The following is a 14,726-nucleotide window of genomic DNA, read 5'->3' as shown; positions in this document are numbered from 1 at the left end:
CATTTGCGATACTGCCGGCAGTTGTCACGAAATGTTTTCAAGCTGAAAAGGAAGATGATGGAAGTTGTGATAAAGACTGACGTGCAAATTTTCAGATTGAAGATATACGAGGAAATTAATCTTTGTAGAATTTTTAGCAATTTAACAATTCATTAGTGCCGTTTTTGTTGATTACTAACAAATGATATTTTTTCGGTTTGTTTGAATTGTTAATTGACATCGTTTTCATAGTATAATATAATTAACTTAGGGAAATGTGTGCAAGCGTTCCCGATTATACGGTAAAACATGATGGATATGCTATGAAAGGACTGGTACTATATGAATAAATTAAAGAAAATGTTAGCACTGACAGTTGCTATGTTATCAGCTGTAAGCATTTGTTCATGCAGCAGCACAGGTGACGGTGACAGCGAAGCTCCTGTTACCACTGTTGAGAAAGTAGAAGTTGAGGACACTGAGGAGATAGAAAACATCGCTGATGACGCTCAGAAAGAGATAATCTGGATGGGTACATATGACCTTAACCCAAATGAAAAACGCGGTGAGGACAAGTCGGTAGAGATGACATTGTTCAACAACAAGGGCGGTTCTGTTAAATGGAGTCAGGTATCTGACAGTGAGAAGTTCGACAAGCTGGCAAGTGCAATAATGTCGCAGCAGGATGTTCCCGATATATTCAAGTATGAGTGGATGGCTTTCCCTGCACAGGTACTCAAAGATATGTACCAGCCGATCGACGATCTGGTAGATTTTGATGCACCGCTTTGGGCAGATACAAAGGTTTCGGCTGACCAGTTCGTCATGAACGGCAAGCACTATGTTGCGCCGATAAGCACCACTGTCGGCACAATGATGATGTACGACAATGCTGTTATACAGTCGAACGGTCTGGCTGACCCATATGAAGAATATCTCGAAGGCAACTGGAACTGGGATACATGGGTGAGCATGATGGAAGAGTTCTGTGAGGGTTCTACAGAGGAAAATCCCAGATACGGTATAAACGGCTGGTTCCAGACACAGATAATCCAGCAAACCGGTAAGACTATGGTCAACTATGAGGATGGAAAATTCGTTTCAAACCTCAACGACCCCGACATAGAGAGAGCAGAGAACATGCTCTATGATATCGGCAAAAAGGGCTATGTAAACGGAAACTGGCTCGGCAACGCAAAGCAGGCTCTTAAGGACGGCAACGTGCTGTTCTACTGCATGGGCACATGGGCTATGACAGGCAACAACGGTCCTTCCGAAGGCGATGACTGGGGCGTGGTCCCTGTTCCGTCAGACCCACAGAACGATGAAAAGGTAATGACAGCTGACATGCTGGCTTACATGTGGGTAAGAGGTTCTACTGCAAATGATGCAGTTAAAACATGGTTTGAGTGCTGCCGTATGGCCAACACAGACGAGGAGTACAAAGAGAACGGTAAACAGAAGTTCCTGAATGCTAATCCTTGCTGGACAGAGGAAATGTACGACACTTTCATGGAAGCATCCAGTACCGAGAACAAGTTCATGTTCGACTACGGCTACGGCATCTCTTCTATGCTGTCAGATGACGGCGCAAGTGCTGACGGAAGCTGTGTAACAAGAAAACTCTATGAGTATACCAACAAGGAAGATGACAACGGTAAGCAGTACAGCTGGACTGAACTGAGAGAAATGTATTCCGCAACGGTAGACTCAGAACTTAAGACCATCAACGATGCTGTGGCAGCATACACAAAGTAAGTATATACTATAAAAAAACGTGGTTATCCCGCTGACACACCACCAAAACGGCGTTTTTACAGAACTTAAGGCGGTTGGCGTATGGTGCTCAATTATCCTTTTGTTTACAGCATTTTCAGCTGGTGTGCTAAAGGGATAGTCATATAAAAAAATAATATCACGCTCGGACACCTCCGCTGTATCACGGAGGTGTCCTTTGGTGTTTATGAAGATCCTATTGCTTCGCCGCAAAACATAGATCCCCAAAAAAGCGATTTTTTTGCTGCGAAAAAATTTTTTTGAAAAACTTGTAACGTTTTGCCGTCCGAAACGTCTAACAGATGAAAACAAAAGAAAGGAGATAATAAATGGCACAGGATATGAGCGATGAAGTGTTGACAGCTGAATATGAAGCCCTTTACAGATATGCTCTGTCGCTATGCCGAAACGAGGATACTGCAAGGGATATAGCACAAGACACCTTTTTGAAAGCGATCAGCTCGAAAGAAAAATATTCGGGAAACAGCAGCCTTTACACATGGCTCTGTGCGATAGCTAAAAACAGATGGCTGGATATCTGCCGAAAAAACTCAAAGGTGCAGGAACTTGAACAGGATATCCCTGATGACAGTACACCACTTGAACAAAGGCTCGATGACAGCTACTGCGCTATGGAGATACATCGTATTCTGCACACTCTCGATGACCCTTATAAGGAAGTATTCTCGCTGAGGGTTTTCGGACAACTGTCTTTTAAGGACATTTCCTCGCTTTTCGGCAAGACAGAGAGCTGGGCAAGAGTAACATTTCATCGTGCCAAGAAACAAATAACCGAACAACTCAGAAAGGACGGAAAATTATGAGAGGAACAACAAATGAACTTGATTGCGAGATAGTACGCGATCTTTTGCCGCTTTATCATGACGATGCGGTCAGCGAAGGAACAAAGGCAGCGGTCAAGGCACACCTTACAGGCTGCGAGGATTGCAGAAAAGAATATGACTCGTTGTGTGACGACCTTCCAATTGCAGCAGCAAAGCAGTCAACAGGTGAAAGGTTCAAAAAGATGGTAGGCAGACAGAAGCACAAAAGGGCTGTCATAACAGCTGCTATCGCATTGGGAGCTGTGGCACTGGCTACAGGCGTATGGTATCTGCTGACCGAAGTGCCGCTGGTCGAGATATCGCCTGATAAATTCAATATTGAAGAAGCATACAGCTATGATTTCTCAGACATTGAAGACAACGACAAAACAGGAAAAGGCGTATTTATACGTTATTCTGCCGATATCCGAAGCCTATCCGGTCCAACCAAAATGCACTCCGAATACAAAGACGGCAAACTTGAACTCAGTGTAAAAGTGCCTGTGATAGCGCTCCAACGAACAAAGGATAAAAAGGATACCTATGAAGACATCTGGGCTGTACAGACCGACGGAGAGGTTTCATCGATAACCGTATCGGGTGAAAACAAATGGACAAAGCCCGACGGTGAGGTGGAGATACCCGATTATGTCAAGGGTTATCACGAGTTTGAGTACGGGTACGGAGTAAACGGTTTCACGCTTTATGATGATCGGCAAACAGTTCCCGGCGGCGCCAAGTATGTTTTTGAAAAAGAGAACGACGAAGTCATAGCATGGAACGCTGACGGAGATGTCGTTTATGACGGAAAATATGAGGATTTCTACAAAAATATAGAATAAATGAGATAAGCCCGAAGAATAAACCTGTTCTTTGGGCTTTTTTAAGGTCAGAATACGTAAATTATTTGAATTAAATATGTACAAAAAGTAAAAAGAACAAATTTGTCCAAATCGGTCTTGAAATGTTGGATGAAAAATGGTATAATGGTATATGTGTAATTATGATAAAAACTTAATGCAAAATTGGTTATTTATCTGGCAAAATAAATTGAATGGAGGAAACTGTATGTCTGAAACCAAAAAGTCTCTTGCTGAACTCAAGGCACTTATTGCCGACAGTGCAGCGAGAACAAGACTGACATATCTGTTTGATGAAGGGAAATTTACTGAGCTTGACGCTTTTGTCGGCAACGGTAATGAAACGGCAGGCGTTATAACTGCCTACGGCTATGCCGATGGTGAGCCTGTTTATGCTTTTTCCCAGGACGTTTCCGTGAAGAGCGGTGCTATGACTGAGGCAGGCGCAAAGAAGATCGCAAAGGTCTATGATCTGGCTGCCAAGACAGGTACTCCTGTGATCGGTATCTATGATTCCTACGGCGCTGATGTCAATGACAGCGCTGCCGCACTGAGAGCTTACGGCGAACTCATGCTGTGTACTGCTAATCTTTCGGGCGTTGTACCACAGATAGCTGTTGTTGCAGGAGTTTGCTCCGGTACTGCTGCTCTGCTTGCTGAGGCAGCTGATATCGTTGTAATGGCTAAGGACGCCAGCCTGTATGCTGCACCTAATGCCAAGAGCAACGGCTCTGCTGAGAATGCTGCGGCTAACGGTACTGTAAGCGTTGTATGCGATGATGACAAGGCTGCGGTAGAAAAGGCAAGAGCGATACTGCTCAAACTGCCTGCAAACAACCTCTCCCCTGTTCCTGTTTATGAGTATGAAGAGCCTGTGGCTGCTGCGGGCACTGATATAGAGAGCATCACCAAGTCTGTATTCGATGCAGACAGCGTTATTGAACTGGGCAATGCTTTCGGCGGAGCAGCTTATACTGCGCTGGCTACTGTCAACGGCGAAACAGTCGGCGTAGCTGCTACCAACAAGACCAAAGATAAGCTGACTGCTGATGACTGTGCTAAGCTGGCAAGATTTGTACGCACCTGTGATGCTTTTGCTATACCTGTTGTTACTTTCGTTGACACGGAGGGCTTTGCAGGCAGTGATGAAACAGAAGCTGCGGGCGCTGTAAAGAGCATGAGCAAGCTGGCTCACGCTTATGCTGAGGCTACAACTGCAAAAATATCTGTTGTTACAGGTAAGGCTTATGGTGCGGCTTACATAGCTCTTGCAGGCAAGGGCGCAAATGCCGATGTTGCATATGCTCTGCCTGAGGCTGTTATATCAGCCCTTGACCCTGTTACTGCTGTTGAGTTCATGGAGCACGACAAGCTGGCAGGCGCATCCGATCTGGCAGCTGCAAGAAAAGCGCTGGCTGACGAATTCGCCAAGACTCAGGCAAGTGCTGCAAATGCCGCTGTAAACGGTCTGGTGGACGGTATAGTCGATGCTGCACAGCTGAGAACTGCTGTTACTGATGCGCTGGCTATGATGTCGGGCAAGAGAGTTTCAAGACTGCCCAAGAAGCACAGCAACATTCAGCTTTAATATGTAAATAATTGTAAAGGACGGTATATGATCATGAAAAGATATAATATCACTGTAAATGGCAAGGCTTACGATGTAGCTGTTGAGGAAGTCGGCGCTGACGCTGCTGCTCCCGTAGCTGCTCCTGCACCCGCTGCAGCTCCTGCTGCTGCACCTGCTCCCGCTGCTGCTCCTGCTGCCGCTGTTGAGGGCACAAATGTAACTGCACCAATGCCCGGCACTGTTCTGGATATCAAGGTAGCTGTAGGCGATACAGTTTCCGCAGGTCAGGCTATCGTAGTTCTTGAAGCTATGAAGATGGAGAACGACATCAACGCACCTGTTGCAGGTAAGGTACTGAGCATTTCCGCTACCAAGGGTTCACAGGTAGATACAGGTGCAGTTCTCGCTGTTATCGGCTAATGCCGTTTATATTTTAGTGAAAGGAACGATAAAAAATGGCTAAGCTGAAAATAACTGAAACAGTCCTGCGTGACGCTCACCAGTCTTTGCTGGCAACAAGAATGTCTATGGACGATATGAGACCTATCCTCTCCACAATGGACAAGATCGGTTTCTATTCTGCTGAGTGCTGGGGCGGCGCGACTTTTGACTCCTGCATTCGTTTTCTCAACGAAGATCCGTGGGAAAGACTGAGGATACTCAGAAAAGAAATGCCTAACACCAAGCTGCAGATGCTGTTCAGAGGACAGAACATGCTGGGCTACCGTCACTATGCAGATGATCTGGTAGAGTACTTTGTACAGAAGTCGATCGCGAACGGTATCGACATAATCAGAATATTCGATGCGCTCAACGACATCAGAAACCTCCAGACAGCTATCAAGGCTGCCAACAAGGAAAAGGGTCATGCACAGGTAGCTATCTCTTATACTCTGGGAGAAGTGTTCACTCACCAGTACTACATGGATTATGCTAAGCGCATACAGGAAGCAGGCGCAGATTCCATCTGCATTAAGGACATGGCTGCGCTGCTGACACCTTATGAGGCTGAAACTCTGGTAAGAGATATCAAGTCTGTTGTTACTATCCCTGTACAGCTGCACACACACTACACTTCAGGTCTGGCATCTATGTGCATACTCAAGGCTGTAGAGGCTGGCGTTGATGCTGTTGATACTGCTATGTCGCCTCTTGCACTGGGTACTTCCCACGCACCTACCGAATCGATAGTTGCAACATTCCAGGGCACCGAATATGACACAGGTCTTGACCTTGTTAAACTAAACGAAGTAAGAGATTACTTCATGGGTCTGAGAAAGAAGTATATCGACAACGGTCTGCTGGATCCTTCTATGCTTGCTACAAACACAAATGCTCTGCTGTATCAGGTACCTGGCGGAATGCTCTCCAACCTGCTCAGCCAGCTGAAACAGGCAGGCAAGGCAGATCAGCTTGAAGATGTTCTTAAGGAAGTTCCTAAGGTACGTAAGGATTCAGGCTTCCCTCCTCTGGTAACACCTACCTCGCAGATCGTTGGTACACAGGCTGTGTTCAACGTTATCATGGGCGAGAGATACAAAACTGTCACCAAAGAGTTCAAGGGTCTGGTAAAGGGCGAGTACGGCAAGACTCCTGTTGCTATCGACCCCGAGTTCCGCAAGAAGATACTTGGCAACGAAGAGCCTATCGACTGCCGTCCCGCAGATCTGCTCCAGCCTGAGTTCGAGACCATGAAGAAGGAATGCGCTGAGTGGACAGAGCAGGAAGAAGATGTTCTGACTTATGCAATGTTCCCGAAGGTAGCACCTAAGTTCTTCAAGGACAGACGCGACAAGAAGTATGGTGTTGACGGCGCACATTCAGATGCCGCTAACAAGGTACATCCTGTTTAATAAAAAGATAAATGCTGTAAGGGCTTCACGCTCTTACAGCATTTTTTACATTGCGGATATGATCCGTTTTTTTGTTATATGTTTTATATCAAAAATAATTATGGTTATCCCGCTGACACACCACAAAAAAACAGCGATCAATTATCCTTTTGTTTACCGCATTTTCAGCCGGTGTGCTAAAGTGATAGTCATAAAAATAATTTAACGCCGCTTCCGTATTTCAGAAGCGGCGTTAAAATTTAAAAATTATCTCTCCATTTTCCAGACTTCAACGGAGTACGGCTTAAGCTCACTGCCGCCGCCGAAATCGTGAACAGTACCCGTGAGCAGTTCTTCCGCCTGACCGCAGCGCGCATCAAAATGAGCAGTGTAAGGCTGGTCATCGGCGTTTATGGCAACAAGAATGCGCTCGCCTTCAAACTCACGTTCGATTATGCACTGCCTGTTTGTTAACACAGGAACGTTGATGCTGCCATAACTTAAGCACTTGTACTGTGTGCGGATATGCGCCAGCTTCGCGATAAGGTCAGTAAGTTCATTCCATTCAGGCTTCTCAAATGAAACTCTCAGTGCAGGGTCGCCGTCCTTCTTGTCTGCCTTAGTGCCCCACTCAGAACCATAATAAACACATGGAATACCGGGCATACCAAAAAGAAGTCCGTATATCAGAGGAAGGTGCTTATCATTTGTCAGTATGCTTGCAACTCTTGAAACATCGTGGTTATCAACAAACGAAAGCAGATGCTTGCCGCGATATCTGCACCAGCCCTCACTTCCGAACTGGTTTTTCAGCGAATGGCATATCTCAAACATGTTCATACTGTTGAAACTGGAATACAGTCCCTTGTAACACTCATAGTTAGTGCAGCTGTGCAGCATCTCGTCATTGACCCAGCGAGCGTAATCGCCGTGAAGAAGTTCGCCTATCAGCACGAAGTCTTCCTTGACCCAGTTTGCGTGCTGGCGAAGACGCTTCAGAAAGTCAAAATCCAGACAATAAGCCACATCAAGACGAAGACCGTCGATATCGAATTCACGCACCCACTGAGTTACGCATTCAAGGATATGGTCAACCACCGCAGGATTGCGCAAATTCAGCTTTACAAGGTCGAAATGACCCTCCCAGCCCTCGTACCACAGACCGTCGTTGTAGTTGCTGTTGCCGCCGAAGTCTATATGGAACCAATCCTTATACTGCGAATTTTCGCGATTTTGCAGAACATCCTGAAATGCCCAGAAGCCTCTGCCAACATGGTTGAACACGCCATCCAGCACAACTTTGATACCCGCCTTGTGAAGTTCCTCAACGACCTTTTTGAAGTCATCATTGGTTCCTAGACGGCAGTCTATCTTGCGATAGTCACGGGTGTTGTAACCGTGAGTATCTGAATCGAACACAGGCGAAAAATAGATAGCATTGGCACCCAGCTTGCTGATGTGCGGTATCCAGTCAATGACTTTCAGGATACGGCTTTCCTGCACACCATCGTTCTCAAACGGTGCACCGCAAAATCCCAGAGGGTAGATCTGATAAAAAACGCTTTCATAAGCCCACATAACAAAACTCTCCTTACATATTAGTTTGTTTTACTTGACAAAATATATTATAGCACATTTTTATTGATAATTCTATACTCAATTTCGATACATTATTATCAACATAATTGTTGGTTTTATACAATCATCGCGTAGATGCGCATTATTATGTGGGAAAAATCGCCAATTGTCAAATGTTTTAATGCTTGTACATAAAAATTAAATCGCCCCCACAGCGTTTACAGTCGCGAGGGCGTATCATTTACGATAGAGCACCAAAAAAGAAAATGCAATTTCAGCATTATGCCGAAATTGCATAGATCGTGTTTGTGCATTTCAACTTGTATATCAAAAACTATTTGCGCGAATCAATAACGAAATTGCGGCAGTACTTTTTAACAAAACCGTCCATATCTTCATCAAACATTCTTTTGAGTTTTTCGCTGGAGATATCTGCTGCTGCATTTTCATCTATTACCCAGATCTTATAAGCCTCATTAGAAGCATACAGCGATGCGGCATTGTAGTCAAAAACATCATCGACTACCTCTTCTGCCCTCTGACCGTCAAGCGCTATCTCATTTACCTTGTCACCTATCATGCCCGACTGCATAACATGGTGTGCCATATCCTCAGCTTTATACTCAGCATCACCGCTGTTCTCAAACTCCATGACCGCACGTTCAAAGAACATTTCGTTCTTTACGAGCAGCTGATAGGCATAGATAGCATATCTTTTTTTACCTGCCATGATGGATGTATCAGTAAAGGCATGTTCGCCAACAATAGACACACTTTCAGGTATCGGCATCGGATGCAGTTTTTTACAGCTGAAAAAAGCAGTTGCACCTATCATTTTGACCGAAGAAGGTATATTGACCTTTCGCAGGTGGCGGCAGCAGCCGAAAGCGTAGTCACCTATTATCTGCACCCCTTCTGGAAGTGTGATATATCTCAGTGTGCTGCATCCGCCGAAAGCAGCTTCACCTATTTCGGTTACGCCGTCGGGTACAACTATTTCAGAAACGCCATCTTCTTCAATATAGCTTGTAAGTACACCGTTTTCTATCTCAAATGCCATTTATTACTACCTCCGTGATCGTTTAGATGTCTTTGCCGCTTAATAAGCCCCGAAATCATAAAATCTATCCATATTATATTACATTTCAAATGAATTGTCAATGGTTGTCATGGTTTTTTTAAATAAAAATAGCAAAGCGGAAATCCCTCACTTTTTACAGTGAGGGATCAGGTTTCATATATTTGTTTTTGCCAAAAATATCACATTTATCAGATACAGTTCATCGTCTGTCATAATCGATGAATTCCAGCATAACTACTGATAAAAAAGCAAACAGTGCGATAAAAATACCCAGATTTCGCCAGCATTTCAATACATTCTCGGCACTTGATTCATAGCGCTTATCCTGATTGTTGCTGCCGCATTCAAGCATCAGTTCGTCTTTTCGCTTTGATGCTGTGATATAATCCAGCAGTTCGTCAACAGGTTTCTGACCTTCTATTTCCATGCTGCGCATCTTGCTCATAGAGGTCCACAAAGAAGTCATCGGCAGCGAATTATATTCACCCTGCGCGCAAAGTGAAGTAAGTCCCCACTTTGAAACAGTCAGATAGGATAGCTTGTAAGCATTTCCTGTCAGTGAAAAGAAACCGCCCGAAAATATCAGCTGGAAGATAAGCAAAAAAGGAACAACTGTCATTGCAGTAGTGGTCGTCTTAACAAATGAAGATATGAAAAGTGCGATCATATCAGCCGCGTAAGTTATAAGAAACATTGTAAAGAACATATCAACTATCGGGTCAGTGACATAACCCATCGATGGCATTTTAACCTTAGCGAGCACCATCACTGTAATGGTTATAGCCGCCTGACAGCTGCATAGAAAAGCCTGATATATCATATGCGCGAATACGTAAGAAGTCATGTGCAGACCCGAACGGTGCTCACGCTTGATTATATGCCTTTCACGGCATATGACCTGTATGGAGTTGAAGAAACCGTTCCATATACAAATGCAGGAAAATGCGAAAGCACCTCTCAGAGTACCCTCCATCGAAACATTCATCTTCTTGCCCACCACGAAAGAAACAAGACCTGAGATAAATGCCGCCATAGGCAATGCTTTCCAGTCATTCCTGAAAATAAACATGCGAAACAGCTTGCCGAGATAAATAAAGGTCTGGCTTACACGACCTGTGTGTTTAACATATGTATCCATCAAGCCATACCTCCTGCTTTCAATGCCGAATACTTTCTTACAAAGTCATCCGCTCTGCCCTCGCCGCCCTCTTCTTTACGGTTAACTGACATAAGTATCTCTTCCATAGAACGTTTGCCGAAAAATTCGTAGGCATCTATCGTGTTTCCGTAATAAGCAAGTCTGCCTGTGCGCATTGCATCTTTTGCAACAACTATCACATCGTCAAACAAGTCGGCAACACGGTCGGGCGTATGAGTTATGACAATAACTATCTTGCCCGTGTTGGCTATCGAGCGCAGCTTTTCAAAAAGTGATCTTGCCATAACGCCGTCAAGCCCCGAATCGGGTTCATCGAGAATGAAAAGTGTCGGATCGGAAATATACTCCATCGCAATGGAAAGTCTTTTGCGCTGACCGCCTGACAGCTTGTCCACCAGACTGCTTTTCACAGGTGTCAGTCCGAAAGTATCAAGCACATCGTTAATGCGGTTCCTGCGTTTATCGATGGTATAATCGGCAGGCAGTCTTAATCTCGCGGCATCTGAAAGTGTTCTGTATACCGTATCACTGCCGCGCACAAGATCCTGCTGCGGCACAAAACCGATGTCGTATTTCATGCTGTTATACTGTTTGTAAACATCGCTGTCGCCCAGAGTGATGACAGCTTTTGCCTTTTCGTATCCTGTTACCGCATTTAGAAAAGTGGTCTTGCCCGAACCTGAACCGCCCAGCAGCAGCACCATATGTCCCATTGGTATGTTGAGGTGTATATCTCTCAGCAGCACTTTCCTTTTTAGAAAACTCATGGCAGTACGGCGGGTGATATTAATTGAAAGACCCGGTGCATCCAGATCGACTTCAAGTCCGCTCAGTTCAGGTGCGACCTCTTCCTCGTCAAACGGATAGCCCTCAGCCGTCTTAAAAGATGGTATCAAACCCCATATCAGCGCACACAGCCAGTCAAAAACGATCCAGGGCACCACCCAGAAACGATTTCTGCCGAAAGCATCACAAAGCCCGAAGCACACTCTTATCCTGAATATGGTATAAGGTATCATTACCAGCAGGAAGAAGAACGAAGCTACCATATACTGGAGAGAACCTACCTCAAAAAAAATACAGGAAACTATCGAAGCATCGACACCTGCTTCCAGCAGTGCCAGCATACGCCCCTCACCATCACGTCCTGCGCAGACACCGAGATAATATTGCCTGAACAGCGGAATGACAGAAAGCCAGCCTCGCTTACCACACTTGACAAAAATACGCCACATACCGATAGTTTCAAGTATCTGTGCGGCAAAGAACGCCAAAAACTCTGTAGTTCTAGTCATCGAGAACACCCTCCGCAGCTATACCAAGTTCCCGCCTCAGCTTCGACTTTACCCTTTCAGAGGTAAAAGCCGCATCGACCGCATTGGAAAGCAGCTGTTTCTTTTGTTTCTCATCAAGCCCGAACAGCTTTTGGATATATCTGTACTCCTCTGCTATAGTGGTACGCTCAATAGCAGGATCGTCAGTATTTATCGTCACCTTTATACCCGCTGAAAGATAAGCCATAAGCGGATAATCGCTCATATCTTTCACCGAATGAGTCTGACGATTGCTGGTCGGACACATCTCAAAGGCAATGCCATTCTTTCTGACTATCTCCATAAGAGCCTTGTCCTCAAAGCACCTGACACCATGCCCGATACGGACTGCGCCGAACTCAACAGCGGCGCGTATGCTGTCAGCACCGTCAGCTTCACCCGCGTGTATCGTAAAAGGTATACCGTACTTTCTCGCCCTTGCAAAAAGTTCGCGATAATTCTTTGTCGGGAACAGTGCTTCCGCACCTGCAAGGTCAATGGCAGTTACTCCGCCCTCGTTGGTAAGATATTTCTTTGCAACTTCAACGGTTTCAAAGTTTTCTTTTTCATTGCCGCTGCCGCGCATACAGCATAGAATAACAGACGCGCTCAAAGAACTGCGTTCAAGCCCGTCAAGCACAGCACGCACAGCATCTTCCTGAGTAAGACCGCGCTGACAATGCAGCTGTGGTGCAAAACGTATCTCCGCATAAATTACACCCTGCTCTTTCAGCGAAGTGCATACCATATAAACGCATTCCGACAAAGCCTCTTTAGTCTGCAAAAGCGAAACCGGCAGCTCAAAGCATTTAAGAAAATCATTCAGGCTGCTGCAATCAGGCTGAACAGAAAGCTGCTCTTCAAGAATATCGTCATCGGGCAGAGTTATGCCCTGCATCTCAGCAAGCCTATGCGCTATTTCAGGTGTAACAGCACCGTCAAGGTGAAGATGGAGATCTATATATTTGTCTTTACTGCAAACAATTGACATGTTCATAGCAAGTCCTCCTATACATCATAATATTACCACTACTATTTTACTACTAAGCCGCGCTTTTGTCAACATATTTATATAAAAACACAGCGCTTGACCGAAGTTATTTTGTGTGTTATAATCGATTATGACAGGAGTGATAAAAAATGAAACTATGTATACTTTTTCCCGGCATCGGCTACCACTGCGACAAGCCGCTGCTGTACTACGCGGGAAAGCTGGCAAGAAGCAAGGGCTATGAAGTCAAGGCGCTGAAATATTCAGGCTTTGACACAAGCGTAAAAGACAATGAAGACAAAATGAGAAATGCCGCCAAACTGGCACTTTCACAGAGCAAAGCACAGCTGGCGGACATTGATCTTTCGGTATATGAAAAAATAATTTTTATTGGCAAAAGCATCGGTACAGCCGCTTGCCTTGCCTATCGTGAAGATGTTCGTATAAATGCGGAATGTGTGCTGCTGACTCCCCTTTTGCAGACCTTTGAGATGCCATCGGATAACTGCACAGCATTTCATGGTACTGCCGACCAATGGGCTGACACATCAGCACTGAGGTCGGTCTGTCAGCAAAAAAACGTGCCGCTCTGCGAATATGACAAAGCGAACCATTCGCTTGAAACGGGTGATGTCATGACCGACCTGAAGTATCTCCGTGACGTCATAGAGAAAATAGAAAGGCTGTTATAACACACTTTTTTTCAGCAGTGATGAAACACGTTCAAGGTCAGCAGGGTCGTCTATCTCGGTGCAAAGCCGCAGACCTGTATCAAGCGGGAAAACACGACAGATCTCGGAAACTTCATTGAAAGCATTCTCCGCATAACAGCGGCGTTTACTGTCATCTCCGCTCTCACAGAATGAAATGATGCTGTCGAGCCAGATATGCCAATCTTTTTCGGATAATTTATATAGTGGCTGAGCGGCAGCTGCATTCTCAAAAAACTCTATGCCGACTTTAACTATCCTGCCATTTTCAATTACAGCTTTAAAGTCCTTTTTCGGCAGAGGGAGTTCAGACGAAACAGCCATACAGCTTTTTGCCGAATGAAATATCTCTTCAAGCACACTTTTCTCAAAGACGAGATCACCGTGTAACAACAGGATATCATCATTTAAATGTTCGCGTGCAAGATATATGGAATAAATGTAATTGGTATCCATAAAAACAGGGTTATGCACATAGCGGATATTCAGCGGACTTTCAAGGCTATCGGCATAGCTTTTCAGTATGTCTTCGCTGAAACCCGTCGTCATCACGACATCATTGACACCTACTTCTGCCAGCAGCCTTAACTGTCGGCTCAGGATAGTTTCATCGGACGATATCACAGTCATACACTTTGGGTGCTCATCAGTCAGACTGCCCATACGCGAACCGCGTCCCGAATTCAGGATAAGCGCGGTCATTTCGCACCTCGCTCTGCGACATTCAGATATGGTGAGAGTTGTTCATCTGTGACGCAAACACCTGTATCCCAGCCGTTTCTGTATGCAGTCATGTCAGGCACTCTGATTTTTCTGCCGTCATCCAGTATCAGTGTGACCATTGGCTCCTCGCCATCAGCGAAGCCTTCACAGCCATTGTCAGGCTCAATAAGGTCGGTTATGATGTAATTCTTCATTGTGATCCCTCCAATTTTATATTATAACATAGATAAAAACAAAAATCAAGGATAGAAAATTATTCCTAATTAGCTATAAATTTCAAAATTAACTATATATTCATTGTTTTATAATCGTTAGTTGATTATTTTATGA

General features: G+C 44.9%; 14 protein-coding genes. 7 read left to right on the top strand and 7 right to left on the bottom strand.

Going from position 1 to position 14,726, the window contains the following annotated elements; genetic code table 11:
- The first annotated feature begins 321 nt into the window (after positions 1 to 321).
- From CUS_RS08360 to CUS_RS08335, 6 genes are all read left to right on the top strand, one after another.
- Complete coding sequence (locus tag CUS_RS08360; RefSeq protein ID WP_002849494.1) at positions 322 to 1,737, top strand: ABC transporter substrate-binding protein; 1,416 nt, start codon at positions 322 to 324, stop codon at positions 1,735 to 1,737.
- A 347-nt stretch (positions 1,738 to 2,084) separates the two neighbouring features.
- A complete protein-coding gene (locus CUS_RS08355; RefSeq protein ID WP_002849255.1) occupies positions 2,085 to 2,579 on the top strand; it encodes an RNA polymerase sigma factor in 495 nt (164 codons plus the stop codon).
- Entirely contained in the window at positions 2,576 to 3,421 is an 846-nt protein-coding gene (locus CUS_RS18585; RefSeq protein WP_002849505.1) for a zf-HC2 domain-containing protein, read from the top strand. Before CUS_RS08355 ends, CUS_RS18585 begins: the two co-directional genes overlap by 4 nt.
- 226 nt (positions 3,422 to 3,647) lie before the next feature.
- Positions 3,648 to 5,027: a carboxyl transferase domain-containing protein gene (locus tag CUS_RS08345; RefSeq protein WP_002849296.1), complete on the top strand. Its 1,380-nt coding sequence runs from the start codon at positions 3,648 to 3,650 to the stop codon at positions 5,025 to 5,027.
- Between the two features lie 33 nt (positions 5,028 to 5,060).
- Positions 5,061 to 5,429 carry a biotin/lipoyl-containing protein gene (locus CUS_RS08340; RefSeq protein WP_037276945.1) on the top strand — a complete coding sequence of 123 codons (369 nt, stop codon included), beginning with the start codon at positions 5,061 to 5,063 and terminating at the stop codon, positions 5,427 to 5,429.
- 35 nt (positions 5,430 to 5,464) lie between these two features.
- Positions 5,465 to 6,862: an oxaloacetate decarboxylase subunit alpha gene (locus CUS_RS08335; RefSeq protein WP_002849331.1), complete on the top strand. Its 1,398-nt coding sequence runs from the start codon at positions 5,465 to 5,467 to the stop codon at positions 6,860 to 6,862.
- Between the two features lie 246 nt (positions 6,863 to 7,108).
- Here the strand turns inward: CUS_RS08335 and CUS_RS08330 are convergent, their stop codons facing one another.
- The 5 genes from CUS_RS08330 to add all read right to left on the bottom strand — a co-directional run bounded on the left by CUS_RS08330 (position 7,109) and on the right by add (position 12,969).
- Complete coding sequence (locus CUS_RS08330) at positions 7,109 to 8,419, bottom strand: alpha-amylase family glycosyl hydrolase (protein ID WP_002849482.1); 1,311 nt, start codon at positions 8,417 to 8,419, stop codon at positions 7,109 to 7,111.
- A gap of 334 nt (positions 8,420 to 8,753) precedes the next feature.
- Complete coding sequence (locus CUS_RS08325) at positions 8,754 to 9,479, bottom strand: leucine-rich repeat domain-containing protein (RefSeq protein ID WP_002849416.1); 726 nt, start codon at positions 9,477 to 9,479, stop codon at positions 8,754 to 8,756.
- A 220-nt stretch (positions 9,480 to 9,699) separates the two neighbouring features.
- Complete coding sequence (locus tag CUS_RS08320; protein ID WP_002849242.1) at positions 9,700 to 10,638, bottom strand: ABC transporter permease; 939 nt, start codon at positions 10,636 to 10,638, stop codon at positions 9,700 to 9,702.
- On the bottom strand, positions 10,638 to 11,954 hold the full coding sequence (locus tag CUS_RS08315) for an ATP-binding cassette domain-containing protein (protein WP_002849278.1): 1,317 nt from the start codon (positions 11,952 to 11,954) through the stop codon (positions 10,638 to 10,640). The genes CUS_RS08320 and CUS_RS08315 overlap by 1 nt, the downstream gene beginning before the upstream one ends.
- Complete coding sequence (gene add / locus CUS_RS08310) at positions 11,947 to 12,969, bottom strand: adenosine deaminase (RefSeq protein ID WP_002849425.1); 1,023 nt, start codon at positions 12,967 to 12,969, stop codon at positions 11,947 to 11,949. The genes CUS_RS08315 and add overlap by 8 nt, the downstream gene beginning before the upstream one ends.
- A 143-nt stretch (positions 12,970 to 13,112) precedes the next feature.
- Here add and CUS_RS08305 point away from each other — a divergent pair, with 143 nt between their 5' ends.
- Positions 13,113 to 13,655 (top strand): alpha/beta hydrolase, encoded by a 543-nt coding sequence (locus tag CUS_RS08305; RefSeq protein ID WP_002849311.1) that lies wholly within the window; start codon positions 13,113 to 13,115, stop codon positions 13,653 to 13,655.
- On the opposite strand, the gene CUS_RS08300 is transcribed toward CUS_RS08305, so the two are convergent.
- Both CUS_RS08300 and CUS_RS08295 read right to left on the bottom strand, forming a co-directional pair.
- Positions 13,650 to 14,375 carry an NTP transferase domain-containing protein gene (locus tag CUS_RS08300; protein WP_002849190.1) on the bottom strand — a complete coding sequence of 242 codons (726 nt, stop codon included), beginning with the start codon at positions 14,373 to 14,375 and terminating at the stop codon, positions 13,650 to 13,652. The two genes, CUS_RS08305 and CUS_RS08300, sit on opposite strands and share 6 nt — an antisense overlap.
- Positions 14,372 to 14,590 carry a hypothetical protein gene (locus CUS_RS08295; RefSeq protein WP_002849459.1) on the bottom strand — a complete coding sequence of 73 codons (219 nt, stop codon included), beginning with the start codon at positions 14,588 to 14,590 and terminating at the stop codon, positions 14,372 to 14,374. The genes CUS_RS08300 and CUS_RS08295 overlap by 4 nt, the downstream gene beginning before the upstream one ends.
- Positions 14,591 to 14,726: the final 136 nt, after the last annotated feature.

The sequence above is a fragment of the Hominimerdicola alba 8 genome, assembly GCF_000178155.2.
GTDB lineage: Bacteria > Bacillota > Clostridia > Oscillospirales > Ruminococcaceae > Hominimerdicola > Hominimerdicola alba_C.
The sequence above is the reverse complement of the archived record's forward strand: the minus strand, read 5'-3'. Positions and strand labels throughout refer to the sequence as shown.

Excerpts from the sequence above, each read along its gene's own strand:
- CUS_RS08340 (WP_037276945.1), top strand. The coding sequence starts at position 5,061 with ATGAAAAGATATAATATCACTGTAAATGGCAAGGCTTACGATGTAGCT.
- add (WP_002849425.1), bottom strand. The coding sequence starts at position 12,969 with ATGAACATGTCAATTGTTTGCAGTAAAGACAAATATATAGATCTCCAT.
- CUS_RS08355 (WP_002849255.1), top strand. The coding sequence starts at position 2,085 with ATGGCACAGGATATGAGCGATGAAGTGTTGACAGCTGAATATGAAGCC.
- CUS_RS08335 (WP_002849331.1), top strand. The coding sequence starts at position 5,465 with ATGGCTAAGCTGAAAATAACTGAAACAGTCCTGCGTGACGCTCACCAG.
- CUS_RS08300 (WP_002849190.1), bottom strand. The coding sequence starts at position 14,375 with ATGACCGCGCTTATCCTGAATTCGGGACGCGGTTCGCGTATGGGCAGT.
- CUS_RS18585 (WP_002849505.1), top strand. The coding sequence starts at position 2,576 with ATGAGAGGAACAACAAATGAACTTGATTGCGAGATAGTACGCGATCTT.
- CUS_RS08360 (WP_002849494.1), top strand. The coding sequence starts at position 322 with ATGAATAAATTAAAGAAAATGTTAGCACTGACAGTTGCTATGTTATCA.
- CUS_RS08345 (WP_002849296.1), top strand. The coding sequence starts at position 3,648 with ATGTCTGAAACCAAAAAGTCTCTTGCTGAACTCAAGGCACTTATTGCC.
- CUS_RS08320 (WP_002849242.1), bottom strand. The coding sequence starts at position 10,638 with ATGGATACATATGTTAAACACACAGGTCGTGTAAGCCAGACCTTTATT.
- CUS_RS08330 (WP_002849482.1), bottom strand. The coding sequence starts at position 8,419 with ATGTGGGCTTATGAAAGCGTTTTTTATCAGATCTACCCTCTGGGATTT.
- CUS_RS08315 (WP_002849278.1), bottom strand. The coding sequence starts at position 11,954 with ATGACTAGAACTACAGAGTTTTTGGCGTTCTTTGCCGCACAGATACTT.
- CUS_RS08325 (WP_002849416.1), bottom strand. The coding sequence starts at position 9,479 with ATGGCATTTGAGATAGAAAACGGTGTACTTACAAGCTATATTGAAGAA.
- CUS_RS08295 (WP_002849459.1), bottom strand. The coding sequence starts at position 14,590 with ATGAAGAATTACATCATAACCGACCTTATTGAGCCTGACAATGGCTGT.
- CUS_RS08305 (WP_002849311.1), top strand. The coding sequence starts at position 13,113 with ATGAAACTATGTATACTTTTTCCCGGCATCGGCTACCACTGCGACAAG.